The 25043-nt window shown below is 64.4% G+C and carries 30 protein-coding genes and 1 tRNA gene; 17 read left to right on the top strand and 14 right to left on the bottom strand.

From position 1 onward, the window contains the following. The first annotated feature begins 9 nt into the window (after window positions 1-9). The 4 genes from NP_RS00155 (at window position 10) to NP_RS00140 (ending at window position 3320) form a co-directional block, all read left to right on the top strand. Window positions 10-1488 (top strand): globin-coupled sensor protein, encoded by a 1479-nt coding sequence (locus NP_RS00155; RefSeq protein WP_011321760.1) that lies wholly within the window; start codon window positions 10-12, stop codon window positions 1486-1488. 66 nt (window positions 1489-1554) lie between these two features. Continuing rightward, window positions 1555-1797: a hypothetical protein gene (locus NP_RS00150; protein ID WP_011321759.1), complete on the top strand. Its 243-nt coding sequence runs from the start codon at window positions 1555-1557 to the stop codon at window positions 1795-1797. Between the two features lie 75 nt (window positions 1798-1872). Continuing rightward, window positions 1873-2307: a universal stress protein gene (locus NP_RS00145; protein ID WP_011321758.1), complete on the top strand. Its 435-nt coding sequence runs from the start codon at window positions 1873-1875 to the stop codon at window positions 2305-2307. A gap of 251 nt (window positions 2308-2558) precedes the next feature. Further along, window positions 2559-3320 carry an NAD+ synthase gene (locus NP_RS00140; RefSeq protein ID WP_394296339.1) on the top strand — a complete coding sequence of 254 codons (762 nt, stop codon included), beginning with the start codon at window positions 2559-2561 and terminating at the stop codon, window positions 3318-3320. Here NP_RS00140 and ubaA read toward each other — a convergent pair. The 3 genes from ubaA to msrB all read right to left on the bottom strand — a co-directional run bounded on the left by ubaA (window position 3313) and on the right by msrB (window position 5311). Continuing rightward, window positions 3313-4125 (bottom strand): SAMP-activating enzyme E1, encoded by an 813-nt coding sequence (ubaA, locus tag NP_RS00135; RefSeq protein ID WP_011321756.1) that lies wholly within the window; start codon window positions 4123-4125, stop codon window positions 3313-3315. The genes NP_RS00140 and ubaA overlap by 8 nt on opposite strands. A gap of 61 nt (window positions 4126-4186) precedes the next feature. After that, on the bottom strand, window positions 4187-4858 hold the full coding sequence (locus NP_RS00130; RefSeq protein WP_011321755.1) for a halocyanin domain-containing protein: 672 nt from the start codon (window positions 4856-4858) through the stop codon (window positions 4187-4189). A gap of 39 nt (window positions 4859-4897) precedes the next feature. Continuing rightward, window positions 4898-5311 (bottom strand): peptide-methionine (R)-S-oxide reductase MsrB, encoded by a 414-nt coding sequence (gene msrB, locus NP_RS00125; protein WP_011321754.1) that lies wholly within the window; start codon window positions 5309-5311, stop codon window positions 4898-4900. A 9-nt stretch (window positions 5312-5320) separates the two neighbouring features. On the opposite strand from msrB, the gene NP_RS00120 reads away from it, so the two are divergent. The 6 genes from NP_RS00120 (at window position 5321) to NP_RS00095 (ending at window position 11172) form a co-directional block, all read left to right on the top strand. Further along, window positions 5321-5596, top strand: coding sequence for an SPX domain-containing protein (locus NP_RS00120; RefSeq protein WP_232503977.1), 276 nt, complete (start codon window positions 5321-5323; stop codon window positions 5594-5596). Window positions 5597-5741: 145 nt separating this feature from the next. Further along, entirely contained in the window at window positions 5742-6137 is a 396-nt protein-coding gene (locus NP_RS00115) for a universal stress protein (protein WP_198408091.1), read from the top strand. Between the two features lie 50 nt (window positions 6138-6187). Then, window positions 6188-8482, top strand: a complete 2295-nt coding sequence (locus tag NP_RS00110) for an amino acid permease (RefSeq protein ID WP_011321751.1) — start codon at window positions 6188-6190, stop codon at window positions 8480-8482. A 112-nt stretch (window positions 8483-8594) separates the two neighbouring features. Next, window positions 8595-10070, top strand: a complete 1476-nt coding sequence (locus tag NP_RS00105) for an APC family permease (protein WP_011321750.1) — start codon at window positions 8595-8597, stop codon at window positions 10068-10070. Window positions 10071-10135: 65 nt separating this feature from the next. Then, window positions 10136-10672 carry a peptide-methionine (S)-S-oxide reductase MsrA gene (msrA, locus tag NP_RS00100; protein ID WP_011321749.1) on the top strand — a complete coding sequence of 179 codons (537 nt, stop codon included), beginning with the start codon at window positions 10136-10138 and terminating at the stop codon, window positions 10670-10672. Window positions 10673-10740: 68 nt separating this feature from the next. Then, complete coding sequence (locus tag NP_RS00095; protein WP_011321748.1) at window positions 10741-11172, top strand: universal stress protein; 432 nt, start codon at window positions 10741-10743, stop codon at window positions 11170-11172. Window position 11173: 1 nt separating this feature from the next. On the opposite strand, the gene NP_RS14540 is transcribed toward NP_RS00095, so the two are convergent. Further along, entirely contained in the window at window positions 11174-11500 is a 327-nt protein-coding gene (locus NP_RS14540; protein WP_011321747.1) for a hypothetical protein, read from the bottom strand. A gap of 88 nt (window positions 11501-11588) precedes the next feature. Here NP_RS14540 and NP_RS00085 point away from each other — a divergent pair, with 88 nt between their 5' ends. Continuing rightward, entirely contained in the window at window positions 11589-12356 is a 768-nt protein-coding gene (locus tag NP_RS00085) for an enoyl-CoA hydratase/isomerase family protein (RefSeq protein ID WP_011321746.1), read from the top strand. Here NP_RS00085 and NP_RS00080 read toward each other — a convergent pair whose 3' ends face one another. Further along, window positions 12357-13547: a CBS domain-containing protein gene (locus NP_RS00080; RefSeq protein WP_011321745.1), complete on the bottom strand. Its 1191-nt coding sequence runs from the start codon at window positions 13545-13547 to the stop codon at window positions 12357-12359. A gap of 140 nt (window positions 13548-13687) precedes the next feature. Between NP_RS00080 and NP_RS00075 the strand changes: the two genes are divergently transcribed. Further along, the gene (locus NP_RS00075; RefSeq protein WP_011321744.1) at window positions 13688-14254 is read left to right on the top strand and encodes a HalX domain-containing protein; all 567 of its coding nucleotides are present in this window, start codon (window positions 13688-13690) and stop codon (window positions 14252-14254) included. 36 nt (window positions 14255-14290) lie between these two features. Here the strand turns inward: NP_RS00075 and NP_RS00070 are convergent, their stop codons facing one another. After that, window positions 14291-14641, bottom strand: coding sequence for a fluoride efflux transporter FluC (locus NP_RS00070; protein ID WP_011321743.1), 351 nt, complete (start codon window positions 14639-14641; stop codon window positions 14291-14293). Then, entirely contained in the window at window positions 14629-14988 is a 360-nt protein-coding gene (locus tag NP_RS00065) for a fluoride efflux transporter FluC (RefSeq protein WP_011321742.1), read from the bottom strand. The genes NP_RS00070 and NP_RS00065 overlap by 13 nt, the downstream gene beginning before the upstream one ends. An 81-nt stretch (window positions 14989-15069) precedes the next feature. Here NP_RS00065 and NP_RS00060 point away from each other — a divergent pair, with 81 nt between their 5' ends. Beyond that, a complete protein-coding gene (locus NP_RS00060) occupies window positions 15070-15519 on the top strand; it encodes a DUF7382 domain-containing protein (RefSeq protein ID WP_011321741.1) in 450 nt (149 codons plus the stop codon). Here the strand turns inward: NP_RS00060 and NP_RS00055 are convergent, their stop codons facing one another. The 4 genes from NP_RS00055 to NP_RS00040 are packed head-to-tail and all read right to left on the bottom strand — an operon-like array spanning window position 15520 to window position 18607. After that, window positions 15520-16260 (bottom strand): protein-L-isoaspartate O-methyltransferase family protein, encoded by a 741-nt coding sequence (locus tag NP_RS00055; protein WP_011321740.1) that lies wholly within the window; start codon window positions 16258-16260, stop codon window positions 15520-15522. Window positions 16261-16299: 39 nt separating this feature from the next. Continuing rightward, window positions 16300-16938, bottom strand: coding sequence for a protein-L-isoaspartate(D-aspartate) O-methyltransferase (locus NP_RS00050; RefSeq protein ID WP_011321739.1), 639 nt, complete (start codon window positions 16936-16938; stop codon window positions 16300-16302). A gap of 3 nt (window positions 16939-16941) precedes the next feature. Continuing rightward, a complete protein-coding gene (locus NP_RS00045) occupies window positions 16942-17592 on the bottom strand; it encodes an HVO_0476 family zinc finger protein (RefSeq protein WP_011321738.1) in 651 nt (216 codons plus the stop codon). A gap of 37 nt (window positions 17593-17629) precedes the next feature. Beyond that, window positions 17630-18607 (bottom strand): aminopeptidase, encoded by a 978-nt coding sequence (locus tag NP_RS00040; protein ID WP_011321737.1) that lies wholly within the window; start codon window positions 18605-18607, stop codon window positions 17630-17632. A gap of 131 nt (window positions 18608-18738) precedes the next feature. Here NP_RS00040 and NP_RS00035 point away from each other — a divergent pair, with 131 nt between their 5' ends. Then, window positions 18739-19755: a type II glyceraldehyde-3-phosphate dehydrogenase gene (locus NP_RS00035; protein ID WP_011321736.1), complete on the top strand. Its 1017-nt coding sequence runs from the start codon at window positions 18739-18741 to the stop codon at window positions 19753-19755. Between the two features lie 50 nt (window positions 19756-19805). Continuing rightward, on the top strand, window positions 19806-20180 hold the full coding sequence (locus tag NP_RS00030) for an Hsp20/alpha crystallin family protein (RefSeq protein WP_011321735.1): 375 nt from the start codon (window positions 19806-19808) through the stop codon (window positions 20178-20180). Between the two features lie 33 nt (window positions 20181-20213). Here the strand turns inward: NP_RS00030 and NP_RS00025 are convergent, their stop codons facing one another. From NP_RS00025 to NP_RS00015, 3 genes are all read right to left on the bottom strand, one after another. Further along, window positions 20214-21083 (bottom strand): ATP-grasp domain-containing protein, encoded by an 870-nt coding sequence (locus NP_RS00025; RefSeq protein ID WP_011321734.1) that lies wholly within the window; start codon window positions 21081-21083, stop codon window positions 20214-20216. 102 nt (window positions 21084-21185) lie between these two features. After that, on the bottom strand, window positions 21186-23111 hold the full coding sequence (locus tag NP_RS00020) for an ABC transporter ATP-binding protein (RefSeq protein ID WP_011321733.1): 1926 nt from the start codon (window positions 23109-23111) through the stop codon (window positions 21186-21188). A gap of 71 nt (window positions 23112-23182) precedes the next feature. Continuing rightward, a complete protein-coding gene (locus tag NP_RS00015) occupies window positions 23183-23734 on the bottom strand; it encodes a DUF192 domain-containing protein (RefSeq protein WP_011321732.1) in 552 nt (183 codons plus the stop codon). A gap of 85 nt (window positions 23735-23819) precedes the next feature. Here NP_RS00015 and NP_RS00010 point away from each other — a divergent pair. Then, window positions 23820-23891: transfer RNA gene (locus NP_RS00010), tRNA-Val, on the top strand. 46 nt (window positions 23892-23937) lie between these two features. After that, window positions 23938-25038: a hypothetical protein gene (locus tag NP_RS00005; RefSeq protein ID WP_011321731.1), complete on the top strand. Its 1101-nt coding sequence runs from the start codon at window positions 23938-23940 to the stop codon at window positions 25036-25038. Window positions 25039-25043: the final 5 nt, after the last annotated feature.

Below are 25043 nucleotides of genomic sequence, written 5' to 3'. Positions count from 1 at the left end.
AATCAGCCAATGAGCCGCGGGATGTCAGCGAAAGTCACAGACGAAGCGAGGGGTGCACTCGATGGGAGTCAGCTTACCGACGACATCGGTATCGATGCCGACGAAATCGAGTGGCGCAAGGAGTTCACCCGGTTTGACGAAGACGACGCCGAGACGCTTGCCGAGCATGCCGGTACTTTCGAGCGAATCGCCGACGACCTCGTCGAAGATTTTTACGACCACCTGCAGTCCCATCCGGAGACGGTCGACGTCATCGATTCGTCGACGAAGTCCGTCGAAATGCTCAAAGAGACCCAGCGGGAGTATCTGCTGAACCTCGCCGACGGCGACTACGGCCAGTCGTATTTCGACCGGCGGGCGAGGGTGGGCAAGATTCACGACATGCTGGACCTGGGGCCGAAGGCGTATCTCGGCGCTTACACCATCTATTATGAAGGCATTGCCGATGCCATTGCTGACGATATCAAATCAGAATTCGATGGTGATGAGGCTGCGGCGGCCGTCGACGAGGCCTTCGACCGGATGTCGTCGGTGCTGAAGGCGATGAACCTCGACCAGCAGGTCGCGATGGACACCTACATTCACTCCTACAGCGAACGCCTCGAGGAGGAGGTCGAAAAATGCACGCAGCTCCAACAGGATGTCACCGAGGAGGTACAGGCACCCATCGAGGAGCTCAAGTCAGTGACAGACCGCATCGTCGACAGTAGCGACGAAATCGCGACGCTGGCCGACGACCAGGCCGAAAGCGCCCGCGAGGTCGCAAACGAAGTCGGCAGCCTCAGCGCGACGGTCGAAGAGGTCGCCTCGACGACCGACGACGTGGCGACCCAAAGCGCCGAAGCGGACGAACTGGCGACGGAAGGCCGGGCCTCCGCCGAGGAGGCCATCGAGACGATGGGGTCGGTCACCGATGCTGCCGAAAGCGTCACCGAGGATGTCGAGACACTGCACGACCGGGTTGGGCAGATAGACGAAATCGTCGATGTCATCGACGACATCGCCGACCAGACGAACATCCTTGCGTTGAACGCCTCTATCGAAGCCGCCCGCGCCGGCGAGGCCGGCGACGGCTTCGGTGTCGTCGCCGACGAGGTGAAATCGCTGGCGGAAAAATCACAGGAGCAAGCCAGCCGCATCGACGAGATGGTGAGCGAGATACAGGACGACGCTGCTGGAACCGTCGAGAATCTCGACGAGACCAACACCGCAATCGACGACTCGGTGACGGAGGTGCGCGACGTGCTGGCGGCGCTTGAGGACATCGAGATGGCTGTCGAGGGCGCAAGCGACGGCATCCACGAGGTTTCACGGGCGATGGACGAACAGGCTGCCAGTACCGAACAGATTGCCGGTGTGGTCGACGAACTCGCAGACCGCTCCGAGCGGCTCACCGACGAACTCGACGAGATTTCCGCCGCAAATCGCGACCAAAAACGGAGCGTCGACGATATCGTGGCTGCCGTCAAGCGGCTGACCGACGACTGAGCCGGTCTCACGGACTCGAACAGCGGTCGAGGGTTTTTGTTTGCTGCCCGGCAAGCGTCAAATACGATGGCGGGATACTACGAACAGCTCTTGGGCGCGATACTCGCCTCCCTCTTAATGGGGGCTCTCGCCAGCCTCCATGCCGCTGTCACGCTCCATGAAGGGCTTGTCGGTGGCAGCCTCGTTGCGACGCTCTTTCTCTACGAGGCGCTGTTCCGGAATCCCCCAGTTTCGCCGCGGAAGCCCGCGGTCGCGAGCGCTGCTTTCTTCTGGCATCTCGGGTTGTTGCTGTTGGTTTTTACTCTGTAGTGGCTGCTTTTGTCCTGGCTTCCGGGACCGAACGAACCGGTTTTGAGGCTCCGCGTGGAACCTCGTGTGAAGGCGATGTACGACGATATCCTCGTTCCGACCGACGGCGGCGAACAGATGGAGGAAGTCATCGACCAAGCGGTCGCTATCGCGGCCGACCGTGGGGCGACACTGCATGGCATCTCCGTCATCGACAAAGGCGTGTTTCTCACGCTCGATGAACACCTGAAAGACGCCGTCGAGGAAGAACTCACCACCGAGGCCCAGGAAGCCGTCGACGAACTGTCCGCGGCGGCAGACGACGCCGACCTCGAAAGCGAGGCCGTGGTCCGCCGCGGTCGACCGGGCGAAGAAATCCGAGCGTACGCCGACGAGGTCGGCGCCGATCTCATCGTTATGGGCACTCGCGGAGCCGACAGCCACGAACGCCGGATGCTTGGGAGCGTCTCGCAGGATGTCGTCACCGAATCAACCCTACCCGTGCTCGTGATTCCGCTCGAAGACGACTGACGACTGGCTTTTGCCATCTGTGCGGTTTTGTTGTGCTCCGGGTAGCGGTGCCCACACGCCGCCGACCCACTAGTACGCCTCCCAACAGTAAGAGGCATAATAATATCCCTATTGCCAAGACTTATCGGCAAGAGCGAAACGTTCGTACATATGAACTGTATTCGACGGAAGGTTCGTTCACTCAGCCTCCGGGACTGCCCATGACCGATGCTCTGCCGCCGGGCGTCTCGTTTCGCGCCGACACGGAGGCGATGGCTGCGGAGGCGGTCGACTGCATTGAGACGACCGTCGACGCGGCCGACGCCGACGGCGTCGTCGTCGGTCTGAGCGGCGGCCTCGACTCGACAACGACGGCGACGCTCGCTGTCGAAGCGCTCGGCTCCGAGCGGGTCTACGGTCTCGTGCTTCCGAGCAGCAAACTCGGCTCCAAGAGCGCACAGGATGCCGAAACCGTCGCCGACGTACTCGGCATCGACCACGAGACGATACACCTACAGCCGCTTTTGGCCTGTTTCGGTGATATGGTCCCCGGGCCGGTCGACCTCCACGGCGACCCCGTCGTGCGCGGAAACCTCGTTGCCCGGTTGCGGATGTCGATGCTGTATCTCACAGCCAACGCGATGGAGCGGCTCGTCGTCGGGACGACAAACCGCAGCGAACACCTACTGGGGTACTTTACGAAGCACGGCGACGGTGCCGCCGACGTGCTACCGCTTGCCCACCTCTATAAGACCGAGGTCGAACGGCTCGCCGACGCGCTTGAGGTGCCGCCGTTCATCGCTGAGAAACCACCGACGGCGGGCTTTTACCCCGGTCAGTCCGACCGTGCCGACTTCGGCGCGCCGTACACAACCGTCGATGCCGTTCTCAAGCGGCTCGTTGCGGACGACCGGACGACGGACGCGATATGCTCCGAACTCGGCGTCGACGCCGCTGTCGTCGACCGAGTCAAGCGCCACCACGAGCAGACCGCACACAAGCGGCGGCGGCCGCCATGTCCGTCCGTCAGATAGCGCAGGTCGACTCGTAGTCGACGTCGTGGACCGACTCGACGCCGCCGTCGCCGCAGACCGGACAGTCCGGCCGCTTTTCGACGGGGATCTCCTCGAAGCTCATGTCGGCGGCATCGTAGAAGAGCATCCGCCCATCGAGCGTTTCGCCGTGGCCCAATACGAGCTTGACCGCCTCGGTGGCCTGTATGCAGCCGACGGTCCCCGGAAGGACTCCGAGAACGCCGGCGGTCGCACAGTCCGGTACCGTCCCCGGTTCGGGCGCTTCCGGAAAGAGACACCGGTAGCAGGGGCCCTCGGGTGTCGCCTCGAAGGTCGTTATTTGTCCCTCGAAACGGAGAATTGCGCCGTGGGCAAAGGGGACGCCGGCGAGCGTGCAGGCGTCGTTGACCAGATATCGGGTCGCGAAGTTGTCGGAGCCGTCGACGACCACATCGTACTCCGCCAACAGCCCGTCGATGTTGTCGGCGGTCACGCGCGTTTCGTGCGGCTCGACGGTCACGTCCGGATTCAACGCCTCGACGAAGGCTGCTGCCGACTCGACTTTCGGCTGCCCGACATCGTCGTCACCGTGGATGACCTGCCGCTGGAGGTTCGACCGTTCGACGACATCGTCGTCGGCGATGCCGAGCGTGCCCACTCCGGCGGCGGCGAGATACTGGATGATGGGCGAGCCGAGGCCGCCGGCCCCGATACAGAGCACGTTCGCATCGAGCAGCCGCTTTTGTCCCTCCGGCCCGACATCGTCCATAATAATGTGCCGCGAGTAGCGGTCGAGCTGGTCGGCCGAAAGCGAAAGGTCGGTCATGACGTATACTTGCAGCCCCGTGTATAAATCCGCCGGGGGTCGCCCACCGGGTTCCGCCCTGCTACTCCGGCTCGCCGCCGTTCTGGCGACGCATCAGGTAGAGGACGCCGAGCGGCGACAGCAGCGCGAGCAGCCCGGCGACGCCGAACATGGCGAAGACTTCGCTGTCCATCTCGAACGCTGGCGGGAGGTCCTCCGGTTCGTCGTCGTCTTCCTCTTCGGGGCCGCCGATGAGTGTCTCGCCCTCGGTGATGTCCGGGACGCCCTCGCCGTCGCCGACGGCGACAGCGCCCTTCATGCCGTTGGCGATGTGTGGGACGCAGACGTATTTCGAGATGCCGTCGCTCTCGTAGGTGACCTCGTAGATAGTCCCCGCTTCGTCGGTTCGCTCGCTTTCGTATCGGTCGCCGGTTTCCTGTTCGACGACGTTGTGGCCGCCGCCCTCACCGGTCCACTCGTAGACGACGGTCGTTCCGGGGTCGACATGGATGGCAGCGGGCTCGAATGTCAGCCCGGCAGCCCCACCGCCGACGTCGACGACGACTTCGTCTTCGCCGGTCATGTCGACCGTGCCATCGTAGTTCGGCACGTCCTCGAACCAGCCGTCGTAGTCGAACGTTTCCTGTGCGTACGCCGTTGACGCGGTTCCGGTCGCGGCCGCGGCTGCCGCCGCCCCCGCGGTCGCACGGAACAGGTCACGGCGGCCGAGTCCGGTCCCATCGTTCGGAGCCATCGTTGTGAGGCCGTTGTCGACCACTATATTTGAGGATTGTTACTTTCCGTCGTCGAAATCGAGCGCGACGGAGTTCATACAGAAGCGCTTGCCGGTCGGCTCCGGGCCGTCGTCAAAGACGTGGCCGAGGTGGCCCTCACAACGGGCACAGACGACCTCGGTGCGGACCATCCCGTGGCTTCGGTCTTCCCGGAACTCGACAGCATCGTCTTCGGCCGCATAAAACGACGGCCACCCCGAGTTCGAGTCGAATTTCGTCTCCGAGTCGAAAAGCGTCGCCCCACAGCCGGCACAGCGGTAGACGCCGTCGTCGCCCTTGTCGAGGTAGTCGCCCGAGAACTTCGGCTCAGTCCCGGCCTCCCGGAGAATTCGGTATTCTTCCTCCGAGAGCCGCTTGCGCCACTCGTCGTCGCTGTCGGGGATGTCGTTGCGCTCGCCGTCGGTATCGGACATACCGCAGGTATGGCTTCGATGCGGATGGCCGTTACGGCGGCGGCCGTCCTGCCAGTCGCGGTCCGTGCCGCAAGGTCAAAGAGGGTGCCGCGGCTCGGTTCGGACATGCGAACTGCATCGGAGATACAGGAGCGAATCGAGAAATTGGAGTCCGAATACGACGATTACGACCCGCCGTCCTCGGAGTATGAAGACACCGCCGAGGTCGCCGTCCTGCGCGCGATTGAGGAGCTCGAATGGGTTCTCGAAGAGTACGACGAGGACGCCGGCTTTACGACCTCGTGAGACTGGACCCCACCACGTACTTCCTAAACGCTTAACAGAGACGGCCCGCTATCGGGCGATAGACGTCCCAGGCCGGTGGCTGCGGGCGCTGCTGTCGCCGGTTCGGAACGCTGTACCTACTATGACACTACTACAACGCGTCCTGATGCCCGTCGCAACGGACGAGGATGCGGTCGAAACGTGTGCGGCGCTGCAACCCCACCTTGACGATGTTGACCGGGTTATCGCCGCTCACGCGATTGAAAAGGCCGGCGGCGGCATCGACAAGGCTCCGATGGGGAAACGGGAAGAAGATGCCCGGGAGATGCTCGATATCGTCGACGCCCGGCTCGGCGACGAGACCGATGTTCGGACCGAAATCGTCTACGGCACCGATATCGTCGACGCGCTCTTCGACCTCGCGGTTGAAACCGACTCGACGAGCGTCGTTTTTGTTGCCCGCAAAGGCGGACGCCTCGTTCGGTTCCTCTCAGGAGATACATCGATGCGACTCGTCACTGAGGCGGCAGTGCCGGTCGTTGCGCTTCCACGGGAGCAGTAACATGAGATTGCAACATGCGTTTTCGGGTGATGAGCCGGAGGTAACGACTGATGGCTGACGAAGAACTCGCCAAGGACCTCGGCCTTGTCTCGGCGATGACAATCGGTATCGGGACAATGATTGGTGCCGGTATCTTCGTGCTTCCCGGTGTTGCCGCACACGACGCCGGCCCGATCGTTGTCGTCTCGTTCATTTTCGGTGGATTCGTTGCGATGGTCAACGCGCTCTCTGTTTCGGAGCTCGGCACCGCCATGCCGAAAGCTGGCGGTGGCTACTACTACATTAACAAGTCGCTCGGGCCGATGTTCGGCTCTATCGCCGGGATGGGCGACTGGATGGGACTTGCATTCGCCTCCGCGTTTTATTGCATCGGCTTCGGTCAGTATCTCGTCACCTTCGTCGGGTTGCCGAGCCTGCTCATCCTGAGCGAGATTCAGGTCGGCGCGCTGATCGCCGGCGCGATATTTATCGTTATCAACTATATCGGCGCCAAGGAGACCGGCAATATCCAGACGGTTATCGTGACGATTCTGCTCGCTATCCTCACCGTGCTCACCATCGTCGGCTTCTTTTCGTTTGACTACGGCACGCTCGTCGGGGAGGGACTGCCCGCAGAGCAGGCCGGCTTCGCGCCCGTAGCGACCGGCGGCTACGGTGCTATCCTGCCAGCGACAGCGCTCGTCTTCGTCTCGTTCCTTGGGTATGCGAAAATAGCCACCGTCGCAGAAGAGTTGAAAAACCCCGGCCGTAATCTTCCGATCGCCATCATCGGTAGCGTCGCCATCGTTACTGTCATCTATGCGATTCTCGTGACGGTGATGCTCGGCGTCGTCTCGTGGCCGGAACTCAGCGATAGCGCACCGGTTGACCAAGTTGCCCGCGTCGCCTTCCCCGAGTCCATCGGCCCCATCGGTGGTGTCGCAACCGCCGCTGCTGCGGTGATGACAGTCGGCGCACTGCTGGCGACGGCGTCGTCGGCCAACGCTTCCATCCTCTCGTCGGCGCGTATCAACTTCGCGATGGGTCGGGACAAAATCGTTACCAACTGGCTCAACGAGATTCACCCGAACTACGCGACGCCGTACCGTTCGATTCTGCTGACCGGCGGAATGATACTTGTCTTCATCATCCTGCTTGGACAGTCTATCGAGATTCTCTCACAGGCTGCAAGCGTGCTCCATCTCATCGTCTACGCGCTGATGAACGCCGCTCTCATCGTCTTCCGGGAGGCGGACGTTCCCGAATACGACCCCGACTTCCGGGTTCCGCTGTACCCGATTACGCCGATTGCGGGTATCGTGCTCTCCTTGGGGCTCGTTCTCGTCGTTGGTGGTATCGAACTCGCCCTCTCGGCGCTGTTCGTTCTCGGAGCCATCGCGTGGTATTTCCTCTATGCCCGCCACCATACCGAGAAGCAGGGCGTGCTGGCAAAGCATATTCTAGAGCGCGGCGAGCGGATGCCGTCTCCGGTCGTTGACGCCGCCGAGGCCGTCGCGCCGAACGGAAGCGCCGAAGAGTCTCGGACCATCATGGTCGCACTCTCGAACCCGCGCACAGAGTCGGCGCTCGTGACGCTTGCCGGTGCGCTCGCAAAGCAACAGGATGCGGACGTGCTGGCGACCCATATCGTACAGGTTCCGGACCAGACTGCCTTGGAGGCCGCCGCCGACAGAGACGACATCGGAGCCGAGTCCGAGCGGCTGCTTGCCGACGCCAAAGCGGACGCCGAAGCGTTCGACGTAGACATTGAGACAAAGACCGTTCTCTCACACCGTGGTATTGAGGAGGTTTTCGATGCTGCCCGCAGCAGCGGCGCAGACACGGTCGTGATGGGATACGGCGGCACGAGACTCGCCGGGGGCCGTGTTGAGGGAGCGCTCGACGAACTCGCCTACGACCTGCCCTGTGATTTCCTCGTGCTGAACGAACGGGAGTTCGACCCCTCGAAGGTGCTGTTGCCGACCGCCGGCGGCTACTCGTCGACGCTGTCGGCCGATGTCGCCCGTGCGCTTCGGGATACGCTTGACGCCGATGTCTCGGTGCTTTATGTTGCCGACGACGGCGACACCGAGGCCGGCCGGGAGTTCATTACGGAGTGGGCAACCAACCAAGGCCTCGAAGACGCCGAGCTGCTTGTCGAGACCGGTGATGTCGAGTCGGCAATCGAACGAGCCGCAACGGACAGGACACTCGTCGTTGTCGGCGCGACCGGCCGCGGCCTGCTTGCCAGAATCGTCGGCGGCTCGCTGACCTTCTCCGTCCTGGAGGAGCTTGACACCTCGGTGCTCATGGCTGAACGCCCAGAAGACCGGTCGCTTCTGGAGCGGTTGTTCGGTCGTAACTGACTGGTCGTTCAAGCAGCCGCCTTTCGTCGCCGGGGGTTTTCTCCACCGGTTTTCTCCTTGAACGCCCCGTAAGTTCAAGGCCCTCGAATGAAACGGTGACTCATACCACACGATGTCGGCTGACGATTTCAAACTGATTAACGAACAGGTGGGACTGTGGGGAGCCGTCGCGCTACTTGTCGGGACGGCAGTCGGGATGAGTATCTTCATCGTCCCGACACAGATGGCGGCCGTTGCTGGCCCGAGCATCACGATGGCAATACTCGTTTCCATTCTCCCGATGATACTTGGGGTGTTGCTCCTGTTACAGCTCGGCGGTGCGATTCCGGTTGCCGGCGGTATCTACGTCTACGGCTCGCGGCTCGTGGGACCCTACTGGGGAATGATTGGGGTCGCGATTCCGGTACTCGCAGTGTGGTCGTACATCCTGTTTGCGGCGCTTGGGTTCGCACAGTACCTCGACGGGCTTGCCGCAACCGTCGCCGGTGTGTCGGTCTCGACGACGCTTACCGTCTGGGGTATCGTCGGGCTCTTTTTAGTGCTCAACTACGTCGGCCTGCGAATCGTCGCGGCGGTACAGATCGGAATGGTACTGTTCTTGCTCGCCGGACTCGTGACCTTTGTCGTCGGGATGGGGCCGGCCGTTGACACTGGAAACTACACCCCGATGTTCCCCGACGACCTGTTTGCCGGCGGGCTCGCGCCGTTCCTCTTTGCGGTCGTGCTGCTGTACATCCCGTTTCAGGGGTTCGGCATGATAATCGAAATCGGCGAGGAGCTCGAAAACCCCGTCAAAAACATCCCGCGAGTGCTCGCCATCGGCATGGGGCTTGTCGCCGTCGTCTCGATTGCCGTTATCTTCGTGCTCGTCGGGGCGGTCCCGTGGGAACAGACGATTGACCCGGAGACGGTCCCCGAAGGCGGCAGCGTCACTGAGGGTGAGCCTGTCGAGGGTGGCCTCGCGGCCGTCGCCGAGGGCACCATCCCGGCTGCCGGCATTCTGTTTATTTCCTTGGCGGCGCTTGTCGCCGGCGCGACGACGATTAACACGCTGTTTACTTCGTACTCCAGAACCGTCATGCGGGCCGCTCGCGATGAGGTCGTCCCGGGCGGGCTAGCGAAGGTCCACGGGCGGTTCGGCACTCCGAATCGCGCGGTCGTGTTGCTCGGCATCCCGCCGCTTGCGGCCGCTCCGTTCGCCGGCACGCTTGATGCAGTCGTCGGCCCCGACGTCCTTGATTGGCTCGTCGTCGTGGTTGTTACCGGCATCTTCGTCGCGTTCATGGTCGGCGGGGTCGCGCTGTGGAACCTGCCAAAGGTGTTCCCCCAGCGCTACGAGTACTCGATTTACAAGCTCCCGTTGCCGGTCCTGCGGGTCGTTGCCGTCGGCAACGTTGTCGTTTCGGTGGTGTTTACGGCGCTGGTCGCGACAACGGCCCCGACCGCCTTCGGGCTCGTTCTCGCGTGGCTCATCATCGTCTCTGCTGCCTACAAGTACCGGATTCGGGCCTACGAGCGGCGCGGTGAGGACCTGCGGTCCCGGATGGCGCTGCTCCACAAACACGAGCAGGTTGGCAACGACGACTGACCGGCGGCCGTCCGTGTTCTGCCCCGCTCGTCAGGTACATACCCGCTCCGACCGTACGCGGCGGTATGACTGCGACTGCGACACTCGGTGGCGGCTGTTTCTGGTGTGTCGAGGCGGCCTTCGAGGAACTCGACGGCGTCGAATCGGTCACCTCCGGGTACGCCGGCGGCCACACTGAGGACCCAACCTACCGGGAGGTATGCTCCGGCAACACCGGTCACGCGGAGGTCGTACAGGTCGCGTACGACTCCGACGTGCTCGCCTACGAAGACCTGCTGGAGGTGTTTTTCACCGTCCACGACCCGACGCAGTTGAACCGGCAGGGTCCTGATGTCGGCAGCCAGTACCGGTCTATCGTCCTCTACCATGACGACACACAGCGGGAACTGGCAGAAGCATACATCGAATCACTCGACGAGGCCGGCGAGTACGACGATGACATCGTGACTGAAATCGAGCGGCTCGAAACGTTCTATCGTGCCGAGGAGAACCACCAGAACTACTTCGAAAAGAACCCCCAAGACGCCTACTGTCGGATGCACGCCCAGCCAAAAATCGAGACGGTCCGGGAAGCGTTCGCCGAGAAGGTCGACTCACGCTGAACGCGGCCTTCCCTGACGCTCGGGACGACCCCATCATCTCTTTATACCGTCGCCGGAATGGTCAGGATATGTACGACCGCATCCTGCTGCCCACCGATGGAAGCGCCGGAACGAACCCCGCTGTCGACCAAGCGGTTTCGCTCGCCGAGGAGACGGGCGCGGAGCTACACGCCCTCTTTGTCGTCGAGGACATCCCGTACGCCCCCGAGATGATGGACGACCAAGTCGAGGCGACCCTTCGAACCATCGGCGAGGAGGCCATCGAGAACATTCGCTCCAGGGCCGCCGAAGCCGATGTCGAACTCGTGACCGAAATCCGGGACGGCACGCCGCACCGGTCGATTCTCGACTACGCCGACGACGCCGGCTGTGACCTCATCGTTATGGGCACCCACGGCCGGAGCGGTCTAGACCGATACCTGCTCGGCAGCGTCACCGAGCGCATCGTTCGTACCGCTGATGTCCCCGTTCTCACCGTGCGGAAAACGGACGACGAGTAGCTCACCCACTTTTAAACGTCCGTACCGTCCGACGGCCGGCCGTAACCGCAACACCGGCTGCTGCGACCGCCGCAACGAGATACCACCCCGACGACAGCACGCCGTAGACGCTCGATAGAAGCGTCACGGCGGCGGCAACGGCTGTCAGCCACAGGAACCCGAGTCCGACGAGTGCGGTCCTGATGGTGACGATGTCGTCGGGACGGCCTGTTTCGTCGGCCGGTTCCTCTGCTGCTTCGCTGTCCGTAGCTTCCGGCCGTTCTTCGGCGTCGCCGCCGGGTCGTGCTTCAGTATCGCCGTCGGGCCGTCGCTCGCCGGCGTCGCTCATATCTCATAGACGGTCACCCCCACCGATAAGCGCATCTATCGGTATCGAAGTGGATACAATCAAGTCGCTGGGAGGGCGGGATTGGCGTATGAGTGTCGAGCTGACGCGGGACGACGCCGTCGCGACTATCACCATCTCCAATCCCGACCGGAAAAACGCCATTGATGCCCCAACTGCCCGACAGATGGCCGACCACGTTGCCGACGTGGCGGCCGACGATTCGGTGCGGTGTGTCGTCGTTACTGGCGAGGGCGAGGCGTTCTGCTCCGGCCTCGATTTGGCCGGGGACATGGGTGGCGGGGATGTCGTCGCCGAACTCGATGCTGGACTCAACGCCATCGTCAGGCGGCTGATGCGGATGGAGAAACCGACTGTGGCGAAGGTTCCGGGGCCGGCTGTCGGCGCGGGCGCATCGATAGCCTCGGCCTGTGATTTCGTCTACCCCGTCGAAGGGACCTTCTTCGAGTGGGGCTTTACGAACATCGGCCTCGCGCCGGATACGGGCGCGACCTACGTGCTGCCGCGGCTGGTCGGCGTCCGGCAGGCGCTGGAGTTGCTCATCACCGGTCGGCGCGTTGCCGCCGACGAGGCGGTCAATCTCGGCATCGCCAACGAGACAGTTCCCGAGAGCGACTTCGAGTCGGTCGTCGCCGACCGCGCTGCGATGCTGGCAGAGCGGCCGACGCTGGCGGTCGGTGCGGCAAAGCGGCTTGTCTACCGTAGCCACCAGCGGTCGATGGAGGAGACGCTCCGCGAGGAGGCGCTCGCACAGTCGGCGCTGATGGAGAGCGACGACTTCATGGAGGGTGTCGCGGCGTTTCTGGCCGACCGAGAGCCGGAGTTCGAGGGCCGGTAGTCACCGCGGAGCCGCCTCTTCGCCGCGGCTGAGACGTTTTTCCTGTACGACGTTCATCGCCGTCACGAGGTCCGAACGCGTGAGCAGCCCCGCGAGATTGCCGAACTCATCGGTGACGACGAGCCGCCCGACGCTGTGCTGTGCGAGCTGCCGCATTGCGTCCATCGCCTCGGTATCCGGCGAAACGGCTTCGAGGTCCTCGCTCATCACGTCTGCTACCCGCGTTTCGCTTCGCTTTTCGGGATGGACGTTTCGGATATCGGCGAGTGTGACGATGCCGACGAGCTTGCCACCTTCGACGACCGGATAGCCGGTGTGTCGCTCTTCGAACATTCGGTCGAGAATTGCGTCCAGCGTCGCCGTCGTCTCAACGGTTCGGACCTCGTTTGCGGGCGTCATCACGTCGGCGACCCGGACGCCTCTGAACGCCGCTTCGAGCACGGTCTGGCGTCCTTCAGCGGCAGCGGCGATGTAGACAAAGAAGGCGATGGCGACGAGGAAGGGGTTGAACATCAGCAGTCCAAAGATGCCGAACAGGATGGCAAAGAACTTCCCCACCGCGACGGCGGTCTTTGTCGCCTCGGTGAACGGGCGAGTACGGCCTAGCAGGGCTCGCATGACGCGGCCGCCGTCGAGCGGGAACGCCGGGAGCATGTTGAACGCCGCGAGAACGATGTTCAGCAGGGCGAGATAGCCGAAGAGAAACCGAAGCGAATCGGCCGTCAGGACGCCCAGCACCGACTGGACCGGCTCGGCTCCCGCGAACCCATAGACGAGATAGCAGCCGATACCGAGCGCGACGCTGACAACCGGGCCGCCGATAGCAATCCAGAACTCGTGGTTCCACTGCTCGGGCTGCTTTTCCGGGCGGGCGACGCCGCCGAGCAGCCACAGCGTAATCGAAGCAATGCCGTAATCGTAGTGGCGGGCGACCGCAGCGTGGCCGAGTTCGTGGAGGAGCACACAGACGAACAGCCCGACTGCTGCCACGAAGCCGAGCAGCCACGGCGTCCAGCCAGCGACAAGCAGCTCGGGACTCTCGAAGGCGGCCCCGATTTGCTCGAACGCCTCGACGGCTTCACCCATCCCGCTCCCGATGAGAAACGCCAGCACGGGAAGTATCAACAGCAGCGTGATATCGAGCTTTATTGGGATGTCAGCGATGGAGCCGACTCGAAAGCTCTTGAACATATGGTAACTGTCGCCGAGCGCACCTATGAAGATTGTCCATCATCCGGACGGCAGCCGCTGTCCGTAGCCCGGTTTCGGCAGCGTAGAAGACCCCGAACGGCTATGTAGCGTCAGAGCGACGCTACAGGCATGGCGAGCCCATGACGGATGAGCAACCGACCGTGCTCGTCGTCGACGACGAGCCCGAACTAACTGACCTGTATGCGACATGGCTGGAGTCGGGCTACGATGTCCGGACAGCCTACGGCGGCCCCGAAGCCGTAGAGCGGCTCAACGAGGATATCGACGTCGCGCTCGTCGACCGGCTTATGCCGCAGACGTCCGGTGATGAGGTGCTCGACCACGTTCGAGCAGCCGACTATGATTGCCGGGTCGCGATGGTTACCTCCGTCGAGCCGGATTTCGACATCATCGACCTCAGCTTCGACGAGTACGCCGTCAAGCCGGTCCGAAAAGACGAACTCGAATCAGTTGTCGAGGCGCTTGTCGCCCGCTCGGAATACGACAGTCAGGTCCAGCGGCTCTTTGCCTTGGCCTCGAAGCGCGCGGCGCTCCGTGCTGAAAAAGCCGATGAAAAGCTCGAACAGAGCGACGCATACCAACAGCTCACTGCCGATATCGACCAACTCCAGTCGGAACTGGAGGCGACGCTTTCGCAGCTTGATGCCCGCGACCTCGAAGCCGAGATGCAGCGCCTCATCGCCTGACCGCACCAACCGTTCGCGACAGGCCGGCACGACGACCTACAGTGCCGCTCCGAGTGCTATCCCGAGAAACACAGCGAGCAGCGCCGCCGCAAGCGTGCCGACGGCGTTGCCCGCCGCCGCGAGCCGCTGTCCATCCTCTGCCAGCCGGACGGTCTCGACGGCAAACGACGAAAACGTCGTGAACGCTCCACAGAATCCGACCGTCACGGCGACCGCCGGAGCACCGCCGAAGTCAGCGCCGATGGCGACGCCGAACAGCAAGCTTCCGAAGACGTTGACGAGGCCGGTGTCGACAGCCCGACGGCCCACAGACAGACCGACGGCGTATCGTGCGACCGCTCCGGCTGCCCCGCCAGCGCCGACCGCCAGCGCAGTCAGGAGCGCCATCGAATCACCTCGCGGGCGACGAGCACGGCCACGAACCCGAGCGCGTAGTTGCCGACGACGTTCAGCGCCGCCAGCCGCGGCGCAAGCGCAATCGTCTCACCGGCGAAGGTGCTGTAGGTCGTAAACGACGACAGGAAGCCGGTTGCGACGACGAGTCGTGTCGACTCGGGAACTGACCGGAGCCGTTCGGTCCCGTAGACGATTGCGCCGAGCAGGAACGCGCCCGCGACGTTCACCACGAGCGTCCCCCACGGGAACGTGCCCGGGAGGACGACGGCAATCCCGTGCCGACAGAGCGCCCCGGCGAAGCCGCCACCGGCGACGAGCGCGACCGCGCGTGGTTTCATACCCGCCTTCCGACCGGCCGGTACAGGGAGCTTGCGGTTCCGGAACGAGCGTTTATATACGATACCGCAGCCAGACGTCCCATGCGACAGCTACGGCGGCTGTGGGCTGACAACAGGGGAATCGAAGGGCTGCCGGTCCGGCTCGTCATCGCGCTCGTGGTCGGGGTCGCCAGCCTCTCGGTGATGATGAACATGCTCTCGGGCATCTCCGGGCTCGCGGTCACGGAGCTTGACGTTCGGCCCGACCCGGAGGTCGTCACTCCCGGCGACCACACCGTCGACATCGAGGTTGTCGACCCCGACGGAAACAGCGTTGCGGACGCGACGGTCGTCGCCCGCGGCGGTTCGGCCCGACTCGACGGTGTCGAGACGGCGACGACCGACGCCGACGGCCACACACAGCTCGACCTCTCGCCGACGCTCCGCCCGAACCAGCGGGACGGGACTGTCGAATTCGACATCAAGCCGCCGGCTGGCAGCGAGTACGCCGACGAGCGGGAGAACACGGCGCTGCTCGTCGTCGACGAGTAGCTACCGGTGGCGGTCCCAGTCTATCCAGGACTGCTCCCAGCCCCGCCGGCGCTCGGCGGCTCGCTGGGCGTGCTCGCGGTCTTCGCGACGGGTCCGATTCCGCTCGACGGTGTCTGCCCGCTCGCCGTCGACGAGCAGCGGCCGGAACGCGACGGTCCCGTATTCGGCGACACGCTCGCCGCCCTCGATGGCGACGAGTTCCTGTGCCCCGTTGCCGAGCGGGGCGACCAGTCGCCCACCGTCGGCAAGCTGGCCAAGCAGCGCCCGCGGCGGCTCAACGACGGCCGCCTCGACGAGAATCCGGTCGTACGGAGCGTATTCGGGTAATCCGTCCGCCCCGTCTCGGCAGTCGACCAACACGCCGGGATAGCCCGCGGTAGCGAGGTTCGACCGCGCCGCAGCGACGAGCCGGCGGTCGATGTCGACGGCGTGGACTTCGGTTTCGTCGGTCAGCGCCGCCAACACCGCCGCTGTGTAGCCGACACCAGCCCCGACAACCAGCACCGAATCGTCCGGCTCGACGTCGAGCGCCTCGAGCAGCCGCCCGGCGGCGCTCGGCGAGAGTACCCGCGTCCCCAGTTGCTCGCCGGTCCGGTCGGCGTAGGCGAGCGATTCGTCTTCGACGAACGGCTCTCGGGGGACCGCCCGCATCGCGACGCTGACGCGCTCGGAGCGGACGACAGCCTTCGCCTCGTGTTCGAGGCTGTCGACCATGTCGTCTCTGAGTACCGCGGGGTCCATATCTCCGATTCAGTGCCGGACGGTCTTGAATCGCGCGCCCTAGTCGCCCTGCATCCGGACGAACCTGACAGCGCCGTGCTGTGTCCGTTCGAGCCCGTCGTCGGTCTTTGTGGCCTCAATGAGCCGTTGGGTCGTATCGCCGACGGGGGCGAGCAGCCGGCCGCCGACCCGGAGCTGTTCGACGAGCGGGTCCGGAATCGCCGGGGTCGCACAGGTCAGATACACCGCGTCGTAGGGCGCGTGTTCGGGCCAGCCCTCGTGGCCGTCGCCGACACGGACCGAAACGCCGCCGTAGCCGAGCGTGTCCAGCCGCTCGCGGGCCGCCTCGGCGAGCCGCTCGATGTACTCGACACTGTAGACGTTGTCGTCGCCGACGATTTCGGCTGTGACAGCCGCGTGGTAGCCACAGCCCGTCCCGATTTCGAGCACGTCGTCGCCGGCGGCCAGCCCGAGGCGGTCACACATGATGCCGACCATGTGTGGCGCGGAGACGGTTTGCCCGTCGCCGATGGGGAGTGGCCGGTCGGCGTAGGCTTCCTCACGCCTCGGCTCGGGAACGAACTCGTGTCGGGGGACCGCACGCAGCGCTTCGAGCGTCGCTTCGCGCTCGATGCGGCCGCTCTCGGCGAGGGCATCGACCATTCGGTCGCGCTGTGCCGCGAACGACTCCTCGCTCATCCGTCACCACCCCGACCACGCGCGGGTGCGGGCGTCCTCGTCGCGGGCGTAGACCCGCTTGACGTCTTTCGCCAGCACGGTGTCGCCCTGGAAATCGTAACCCTCGCGGTCGTAGTCGGTGGCGTCCTCTCGGACCATAATCCGCTCGACGGTGAACTCCTCGCCGCCGTACTCGTGAGTATCGCCGACGACGAACGCCTCGTCGCCCGGTACCTGAATCTTCACGCTCCGGCTTTCCTCCGGAACCCCCTCTTTCGGGTGCAGCGTCAGGTTCACCGCGACGTTACCGACGGCCCGTGTCCACAGCGTCCGGACGTCTTCGGCTGTCGCTTCCTCGACGCGGTCACCGCTCGTCAACTCCAGCGACGTGATTCGAGCGGTCAGGATGGCCTCGTCGGTCTCGACGAGGAACTCATCGCCCGTCTCCAGCGACTCGCCCGGCGGGATGTCGACTCTTGCTTCGGTCGATTCGTCGTCTTGGGAGACGACGACACGGCGGTCGACAGTCGATTCGGTTTCGATAGCCGTTTTGTGGACGTGGCCGCAGGCCCCACACCGGACAGTCGCCTGTCCGCCGTCGTTGAGAACTTCGTGGGCGGTCTCCTCCGCTGGCGAACAGGAGGGACAGCGGACCGCAACGCGTTGTTGACTCATTGTTCGTGGTTGACCGCCCGGACGTATAAGCGCGTGGCTACTCGGCGCTCGGCAGCGACAGCTCCTCGCCGTCGACAAGCACCGTTGGCTCTCGAAGAATGCCGTCCATGTGGATGGGTGCGTCCGTCTCCCCGCCGATGCCGGCGTCATCACCGACGGCGATGTGGACGGTCCCGGCGGCCTTCTCGTCTAAGAGTACGCTCCCGACGAGTGCTTCGACGCCGAGGTTCGTGCCGATGCCGAGTTCAGCGAGGTTGTATGCGTCCTCGCCGACCTCCGCGGCGGCCGTCTCCAGTTCGTCCCGAATTGCCGCGTCGTCGACATCGGTCACGAAGCCGTCTTCGACCTCGAAGGTGACCGTCTGGTCGGCATCGAGGCGACCGTGGGGTCGAATCGTCCCGTCGACAACGTAGGTGCCGTCCGCCGATGTCGGACTGACGAACGTTTCGCCGGCCGGTAGGTTCGAAAAGCTCCCCGGCTCGTGGACGATGCCGGTGTCTTCGAGCCATTCCCGGTCGCCGATTTCGAAGGTGATGTCGGTTCCCTGCGGCGAGGTGACCCGGACGCGCTCGGCGTCGGCGACAGCCGCATAGACCGTCGCGGTCGTCTCGGCGATGGCGTCGTAATCAGCATCTAGCCCGGTCGTGAACACCGACTCGGTGATGCCCGGAAGGGTCGCTCCGCGGACCCCCGCCTCGCTCGCCTCCGAGCGCGCGCGAGTGTGACTGAGGCTCTTGGTCGTCGGCGCGAGGAAAGCATCGGCGTCGGCCATCGCCGCAGCGACGGGGGCGGGCGGCTCCGCGCCGTGCTGTGGCCCCGGCGGATAGCGGACGATGGTCGCGTCGTCGGTCACCGCAAGCGCGGCCTCGTAGAGCGCCTCGCCGATTGGGGCACGCTTGTCGTCGGTGACGACGACACAGCGCTCTCCGGCCTCGATGGCGAGACACTGTTCGACTGCCGTCTCGGCGGCCGAAGCGACCGCCGACGGCGATTCGATTTCGAGTTCGTCGGCCATACCCGGCAGTTCGGGCGGCGGCCGCATAGACGTTGCCACCTGTCTCGTTGTGGTCGGGTCGTGACCGCACGGCACAGGCGCGACGAGACGGGAACGAAACGGCTATTCCGGTCCGGCGAGGAGCCACCGGCATGAGCATTCAGGTCGCGGTCAACGGTTACGGAACCATCGGCAAACGCGTCGCCGACGCCGTGACGCTCCAGCCGGACATGGAACTCGTTGGCGTCGCCAAGACGAGCCCGAACCACGAGGCGGAACTCGCCGTCGAGAACGACTACCCGCTGTATGCGGCCATCGAAGACCGGATTGACGACTTCGAGGCGGCCGGCATCGACCTCGCCGGGACCGTCGACGAACTTGTCGAGGCCGCCGACATCGTCGTCGACGCCTGCCCGTCCGGCATCGGCGCGGATAACAAATCGCTCTATGAGGCCCACGACACGCCGGCGCTGTATCAGGGCGGCGAGTCGGCCGACCTCGTCGACGTCTCGTTCAACGCCCGGAGCAACTTCGAGGCCGCCGCGGATGCCGACCACGTCCGCGTCGTCTCCTGTAACACGACCGGGCTCTCACGGCTGCTCGCGCCACTCCAAGAGGAGTACGGTGTCGAGAAGGCCCGCGTCACGCTGGTCCGGCGCGGCGGCGACCCCGGACAGACCGGCCGTGGCCCGATTAACGACATCCTTCCGAACCCGGTCAGCCTCCCGTCCCACCACGGCCCTGACGTCAACACTATCTTCCCCGACCTCGATATCGACACCCTCGGGTTGAAAGTGCCGGCGACGCTGATGCACACCCACTCGGTGAACGTGACGCTTGAGTCTACCCCTGATGCCGAGGCAGTTGCCGACCTTCTCGACGAGCAGGACCGGACCTTCCTCATCCCCGAAAGCTACGGCATCGACGGCGCGGGCAAGCTCAAGGAGTTCGCGATGGACCGCGGCCGCCCGCGCGCCGACATCTGGGAGAACTGCATCTGGGCGGAATCCGTTTCGATGGAGGGCTCGGACCTCTATCTCTTCCAGGCCATCCATCAGGAATCCGACGTTGTCCCCGAGAACATCGACGCCATTCGTGCGGTGCTCGGGACTGCCGACGCCGACGAGTCCCGCGAGACGACAAACGAGACGCTCGGCGTCGGGCTCTAACATCCGTAACTGACAGAAGGCTTTTGAGCGCATCTCCCGTATCGCCGCATATGCGCCGCGACGACCGCGATGACCCGTTCGATGACATCTTCGACGAGATAGAGCGAATGATGAACCAGATGACGGGCGGCATCGATGCCGGCGACGCCGGCTTTGGGGGCGATGCCCACGTCTCCGTCTACGAGGACGACGACGAAATCCGCGTCGTCGCGGACCTACCGGGCGTCGATAAGGACGACCTCACGATTCAGTGCGATGGCCGCCGCGTCACCATCGCGGCGACGACCGACCACAGCGATTACAAAGAGCGTATCGAGCTCCCGGCCCGCGTCGACGAGCATTCGGCGTCGGCGACGTTCAACAACGGCGTCCTCGAAGTCGAGTTCGAACGCACCGGTAGCTCTGCCGATATCGACCTTTCCTGACGTAGCCGGTTTTGCCAATCGCGGCTCTCCCGGCTATCCTTGTTCGGCTGTTCGCCTGATGAGCGCCGCCAACTGGTCGTAAAACCCCGGTTCGTATTTTGTCGCCGCATCAACGGTTGGTCGCGCGTTCGTCTCGTTGACGACGGCCCGGTCGCCGGATACGAGCAGGTCGACACCGAGCCAGTCGATGTCGAGGGCGTCGGCGGTCGCCACAGCGAGCCGCCGGTGTTCGGCCGGAAGCTCGACCCCCTCAGCGGTCGCGCCACGGTGGACGTTGTGCTTCCAGCGGCCGGCCCGTCGTTCCTCGTCCGGCAGCCGCCGCTCGACAGCGCCGACGCACTCGCCGTCGACGACCATCGCGCGGTAGTCGCGGGCGTCCGGGAGGTACTCTTGAACGAGAAACGAGCGGTCGTCGGCGGCACGGTAGTCGTGAACCAGCGAGAGATACTCACAGATGCCGAGAAAGGAATCGAGGTCGTGAGCTTTGGCGATGCCGACCCCGCGGGTCGTCGAATTGGGCTTGATGACGACCGGCGGGTCGAAGGCCTCGAAGGCTGCCCGGAGCGTCGCGTCGTCGACGGGATTCGAGAGGTAGACGCTTTCGGGCACCGGCACGTCCGCCCGCTGGAGCCGTGTCAGTGCCCCTGCCTTGTTCCGGCTTCTGAGTATCGCGTCCCGACCGTTGACCCACGGGATGTCGAGTGCGGCGTCGGCGACACCGCCTTCCATCAGCCGCGACGGGTAGACGAAGCCGACATCGAAGGCCGTCTCCGTGAACGGTTCCCCGAGCGGTTGGGCTCGCTCAGTCGTCGGAACGTGTTCGGCCTCGATGCCGTGGTCAGCGAGCGGGTCGCGGATGCGGTCAAGCGTCTCTGCGTCGGTTGCGACCGCGAGCCGGAGCATACCACACCGTCGGCCGACAGCGTCTTGAAAACGCCGGTCGCGGCGACCGATGCGGTCCGACGCTTCGGTCCGAGTCGGCGTCGGCGGCGTCCCACTGCGGACTCAGTCGTCGCCGTCGACATCGGCGCGAGCGCGCCGTTCGGCGGCTCGCTCGACGAACGCCTCCGGCAGCGAGTCGATTTCGCCGGCCTGTACGCCCCACAGATGCGCATACAGCCCATCGCGTTCGATGAGTTCGTCGTGGGTGCCGCGCTCGACGATTTCGCCGTCATCGAGGACCAGAATGGTGTCGGCGTCCCTGATAGTCGAGAGCCGGTGGGCAATGGCGAAGGTCGTCCGGTCGGCTGTCAACCGGTCGAGCGACCGCTGGATGAGCAGCTCGGTTTCAGTGTCGACATCGGACGTTGCCTCGTCCAAGACGAGCACCGCGGGGTCTTTCAGCACCGCACGGGCGATGGCGATGCGCTGCCGTTGGCCACCCGAGAGTTTCACGCCGCGTTCGCCGACCATCGTCTCGTAGCCCTCCGGAAGGTTGGTGATGAACTCGTGTGCTTCGGCGGCCTTCGCGGCTGCCTCGATATCCGACTCGTCGGCGTCGAACGTTCCGTAGGCGATGTTCTCCCGGACGGTTCCATAAAACAGGAACGTGTCTTGGCCGACGTAACCGATGTGCCGCCGTAGCGATGTCGGTGTTGCCGAGCGGATATCCTGTCCGTCGATGCGAATCGCTCCTTCATCGACATCGTAGAGCCGGAGCAGGAGCTTCAGCACGGTTGATTTCCCGGCCCCCGTCGGGCCGACGAGTGCGACCGTCTCACCGCCATCGGCTTCGAAGTCGATGTTCTCGACGACTGTCTCGCCGTCGTATCCAAACGTCACGCCGTCGTATTCGACGCTGCCGTCTGTCACCGCCAGTGGGTCTGCCTCCCCGGTCGCTTCGAGACCGTCCGACTCGTCGACGAGTCCGAAGACCCGCTCGGCGGAGGCGTGGGCGCGCTGGTACATGTTGATTATCTGCCCGAACTGCGCCAGCGGCCAGACGAACCGCTGTGTAAAGAGGATGAAGACGACGAACGTCCCGACGGTGAGGTCGCCGGTCAGCGGCCCCGGACCGCTGCCGGTTATGACCCACAACCCGCCGACGACGAAGGTGAGCACGAACCCGAGGCCGGCGAGCAGCCGAAGCGCCGGAAAGAATTTGATTCGTGTTCCGATGGCGTCCCAGTTCGCGTCGAGATACTCCGAAGAGACCGCATCGACGCGGTCGGACTCGTACTCCTCTGTCGTCGCGGTCTTGATGACCTGCATCCCGCCGAGGTTGTTCTCCAGCCGGGAGTTCACCGTCCCCACCGACGAACGAACACGGGCGTACTTCGGCTGGATAACCTTCACAAAGAGGTACGTAAAGCCCGCGATGAGCGGGACCGGCAACAGCGCGACAAGCGCCAGTTGCCAGTTGTAGTAGAGGAGCACGGCACCGATGCCGACGACCATCACGCCGAGCCGGAACATCGAGTTCAACCCCTCGTTGAGAAACGTCTCCAACTGGTTGACGTCGTTCGAGAGAATCGACATGAGTTCGCCGGTCTGCTTGTCGGCGAAAAAGCCCATTTCGAGCCGTTGCATCGCATCGTAGGTGTCGGTCCGGACGTCGTGTTGGATGCGCTGGGCGAAGGCGTTGAATCCCCAGTTGCGGACCCAGTGGAAGCCGGCGCTGAGTACGAACGCACCGCCGATGAGGCCGACGACAAACAGCAACTGTTCGCTTTCTTCGGCCGGCAGCCACGCATCAGGGATGAGCCACATCGCGAACGCGGCGTCGTCGTTGAAGACGGCGTCGATGGCCAGCCCCAGCAGCACCGGCGGCAGCAAATCGAGCAGTCGGGCGGCGATGCTGGCGATGACGCCGACTGTCGCCGGCAGTATGTGTGGCCGCCCGTACGCCGAAAAAAGTCGCCCCATCGGGTCATCCGTATTGGCCCGCTGTTCTTCGAAGGGGTCGTCGTCGTCCCAGGCGATATCCGCCATCGGTGTTTTTCGCCGCTGGTGGCGGATAATCCTTGGCCTCCCGGCGGTTCAGCGCCGGTTTTCGGCGACGACTACAGCTCGAATCGGAGTTTGTCACCGACGCCGGCTCCACGGTCGGCCATCCAGCCCTTGTTGACTTCGAGAACGTACTGGCCGTAGCCCGGGTACTCGTGGTCGTCGCCGTCCTCGTTCGGTCCGGGTGCGGGAGCCTCGTGGACCGCGGTAATCGTCCCGTCGGCGTCGGCGTAGACGATGTCGATGCCGAACGACATATCCCGCATCACGTAGGTGTAGTCGTCGGGGCTGTCGTGGACAAAGAACATCCCACGGTCTTCGGGAAGGCCGTCGGTCGCGCTCAGGCCGAGATACCGCTTGTTGAACGTGTCCGCGATGGCGGCATCGACAGCCCCGAGTTCTGCGCCGGTCTCGCCGTCAACGACGGTGACCGTCGTGTGCTCGTAGTCGGTGTCGCCGCCGTAGCTGTCGTCCGGGTCGTAGGCGTCCGGGTCGTAGCCGTCGCCGAGAAACGGCGCGATAAGGCCTGTCGAGAACGCGAGCAGCACGGCCGCAGCCGCGAGCGCAACGGCTGCGACGGCGTACCCGACGACGCGGCGGGTGTCCATCGACCGAATGCTGGTGGTGTGGGCCGGTAAGCGTTCCGGCACAGAAAGTAAGCGTTATCCCCAACGACCGACTTGGACGAACTGCGGGCGCGTGGTCTAGTGGCTATGACGTGGCCCTTACAAGGCCAAGAAGATGGTTCAATTCCATCCGCGCCCACTCTGTTCCGACACCTTCCTTTCGGTCCTCGTTGTATCCCCGGCCAATGACTGACCTCGATGCGCTGGCTATCGAGCCGCTCGCCGGGCCGCCCTCGGAGTGGTCCGAGACGGTTCGTTCGCTGTGTGTACACGTCAGCGACGACGCACCCTCGGCCTCGGCCGCCGCCTCGTGGCTGTGTGACCGCGGCGCTGCGAGCCGCGCCGCCGCCGAGCGACAACTCAGGTTTCTCGACGACCTTGGTCTCCTGTACGTCGACGAGGAGTGCCGGCTTGACGAGCGTGGCCGCCGGCTGCTTGATGCTGCCCCCGACACGGAGCCGGTGGTTCTCTACCGAGCACTGTCGTCGGTTCGCGGGTTCGACGCCGCCGTTGACGCGCTGGGGGTCCGTCCGCTGACGGATATCGAGATTCTCGATTTGCTCGGCACCGAACTCGATGCCGAGCTCGAAGACACCGATGCCGTCGAGCCGCTGCTGCAGTGGCTCGTCGCGCTCGGCTACCTCACTCGTGACGGCGGGCTCAACGAGCTTACGCGGGCCGGCAAGCGGCGCTCGGAGGGCATCGACGGCTTCCGGGAGCGCGCCGACACCGACGGCGAGGCGAACGGAACCGACACCACTTCGGCGGTCGAAGCGAGCGCGGACGATGGACTGACGACCGCCCCCGGCGGGGAGAGCCACCGCGCTACCGATACCGCTGTTGTTGCTGATGCCGATACTGCTGCTGATGCCGATACTGCTGCTGCTGACACCGACACCGACGCCGGCGCTGTTCCCGATGCCGGCACTGACTCCGCTTCGGAAACACCCCCTGAAACGTCGCTCCTCGACGCCTACGACTACCGGTGTATGGTCTGTGGCGACCGCCGCCGGCGCGCCTCTGACGAGGGATACGCCGAACTGCACCGGCCGATGCCGCCGGCGGAGGGTGGTCCGGAGACGGCGGCAAACGCGGTTGTGGTCTGCCCGAACCACCGAGCCGACCTCGAACACGGGCTCGTTCGCATCGACCCGCAGACGCTCGACATCCAGCATGCCTACGAAGACAGCGTCGACGGCCACCGGTTGACCGTCGCTGACGACCACGACCTTGGGGCGGCGTATCTGGCGTATCACAACGACGTGGTCGCCGATATTGACCGGTAAGCGGC

Source organism: Natronomonas pharaonis DSM 2160 (assembly GCF_000026045.1).
Taxonomy (GTDB): Archaea; Halobacteriota; Halobacteria; order Halobacteriales; family Haloarculaceae; genus Natronomonas; species Natronomonas pharaonis.
Note: the sequence above shows the minus strand (reverse complement) of the source record. Positions and strands in the feature narration are given on the sequence as shown.

Bases quoted from the DNA above. Each gene is read 5' to 3' on its own strand.
- NP_RS00115 (WP_198408091.1), top strand. From the start codon at position 5,742: ATGCCCGTCGCAACGGACGAGGATGCGGTCGAAACGTGTGCGGCGCTG.
- NP_RS00110 (WP_011321751.1), top strand. From the start codon at position 6,188: ATGGCTGACGAAGAACTCGCCAAGGACCTCGGCCTTGTCTCGGCGATG.
- NP_RS14540 (WP_011321747.1), bottom strand. From the start codon at position 11,500: ATGAGCGACGCCGGCGAGCGACGGCCCGACGGCGATACTGAAGCACGA.
- NP_RS00020 (WP_011321733.1), bottom strand. From the start codon at position 23,111: ATGGCGGATATCGCCTGGGACGACGACGACCCCTTCGAAGAACAGCGG.
- NP_RS00130 (WP_011321755.1), bottom strand. From the start codon at position 4,858: ATGGCTCCGAACGATGGGACCGGACTCGGCCGCCGTGACCTGTTCCGT.
- NP_RS00080 (WP_011321745.1), bottom strand. From the start codon at position 13,547: ATGTTCAAGAGCTTTCGAGTCGGCTCCATCGCTGACATCCCAATAAAG.
- ubaA (WP_011321756.1), bottom strand. From the start codon at position 4,125: ATGACCGACCTTTCGCTTTCGGCCGACCAGCTCGACCGCTACTCGCGG.
- NP_RS00050 (WP_011321739.1), bottom strand. From the start codon at position 16,938: ATGAGCGAGGAGTCGTTCGCGGCACAGCGCGACCGAATGGTCGATGCC.
- NP_RS00095 (WP_011321748.1), top strand. From the start codon at position 10,741: ATGTACGACCGCATCCTGCTGCCCACCGATGGAAGCGCCGGAACGAAC.
- NP_RS00060 (WP_011321741.1), top strand. From the start codon at position 15,070: ATGCGACAGCTACGGCGGCTGTGGGCTGACAACAGGGGAATCGAAGGG.
- msrB (WP_011321754.1), bottom strand. From the start codon at position 5,311: ATGTCCGATACCGACGGCGAGCGCAACGACATCCCCGACAGCGACGAC.
- NP_RS00030 (WP_011321735.1), top strand. From the start codon at position 19,806: ATGCGCCGCGACGACCGCGATGACCCGTTCGATGACATCTTCGACGAG.
- NP_RS00120 (WP_232503977.1), top strand. From the start codon at position 5,321: ATGGCTTCGATGCGGATGGCCGTTACGGCGGCGGCCGTCCTGCCAGTC.
- NP_RS00065 (WP_011321742.1), bottom strand. From the start codon at position 14,988: ATGAAACCACGCGCGGTCGCGCTCGTCGCCGGTGGCGGCTTCGCCGGG.
- NP_RS00075 (WP_011321744.1), top strand. From the start codon at position 13,688: ATGACGGATGAGCAACCGACCGTGCTCGTCGTCGACGACGAGCCCGAA.
- NP_RS00070 (WP_011321743.1), bottom strand. From the start codon at position 14,641: ATGGCGCTCCTGACTGCGCTGGCGGTCGGCGCTGGCGGGGCAGCCGGA.
- NP_RS00045 (WP_011321738.1), bottom strand. From the start codon at position 17,592: ATGAGTCAACAACGCGTTGCGGTCCGCTGTCCCTCCTGTTCGCCAGCG.
- NP_RS00145 (WP_011321758.1), top strand. From the start codon at position 1,873: ATGTACGACGATATCCTCGTTCCGACCGACGGCGGCGAACAGATGGAG.
- NP_RS00005 (WP_011321731.1), top strand. From the start codon at position 23,938: ATGACTGACCTCGATGCGCTGGCTATCGAGCCGCTCGCCGGGCCGCCC.
- NP_RS00025 (WP_011321734.1), bottom strand. From the start codon at position 21,083: ATGCTCCGGCTCGCGGTCGCAACCGACGCAGAGACGCTTGACCGCATC.
- NP_RS00155 (WP_011321760.1), top strand. From the start codon at position 10: ATGAGCCGCGGGATGTCAGCGAAAGTCACAGACGAAGCGAGGGGTGCA.
- NP_RS00040 (WP_011321737.1), bottom strand. From the start codon at position 18,607: ATGGCCGACGAACTCGAAATCGAATCGCCGTCGGCGGTCGCTTCGGCC.
- NP_RS00055 (WP_011321740.1), bottom strand. From the start codon at position 16,260: ATGGACCCCGCGGTACTCAGAGACGACATGGTCGACAGCCTCGAACAC.
- NP_RS00150 (WP_011321759.1), top strand. From the start codon at position 1,555: ATGGCGGGATACTACGAACAGCTCTTGGGCGCGATACTCGCCTCCCTC.
- NP_RS00035 (WP_011321736.1), top strand. From the start codon at position 18,739: ATGAGCATTCAGGTCGCGGTCAACGGTTACGGAACCATCGGCAAACGC.
- NP_RS00140 (WP_394296339.1), top strand. From the start codon at position 2,559: ATGGCTGCGGAGGCGGTCGACTGCATTGAGACGACCGTCGACGCGGCC.
- NP_RS00015 (WP_011321732.1), bottom strand. From the start codon at position 23,734: ATGGACACCCGCCGCGTCGTCGGGTACGCCGTCGCAGCCGTTGCGCTC.
- msrA (WP_011321749.1), top strand. From the start codon at position 10,136: ATGACTGCGACTGCGACACTCGGTGGCGGCTGTTTCTGGTGTGTCGAG.
- NP_RS00105 (WP_011321750.1), top strand. From the start codon at position 8,595: ATGTCGGCTGACGATTTCAAACTGATTAACGAACAGGTGGGACTGTGG.
- NP_RS00085 (WP_011321746.1), top strand. From the start codon at position 11,589: ATGAGTGTCGAGCTGACGCGGGACGACGCCGTCGCGACTATCACCATC.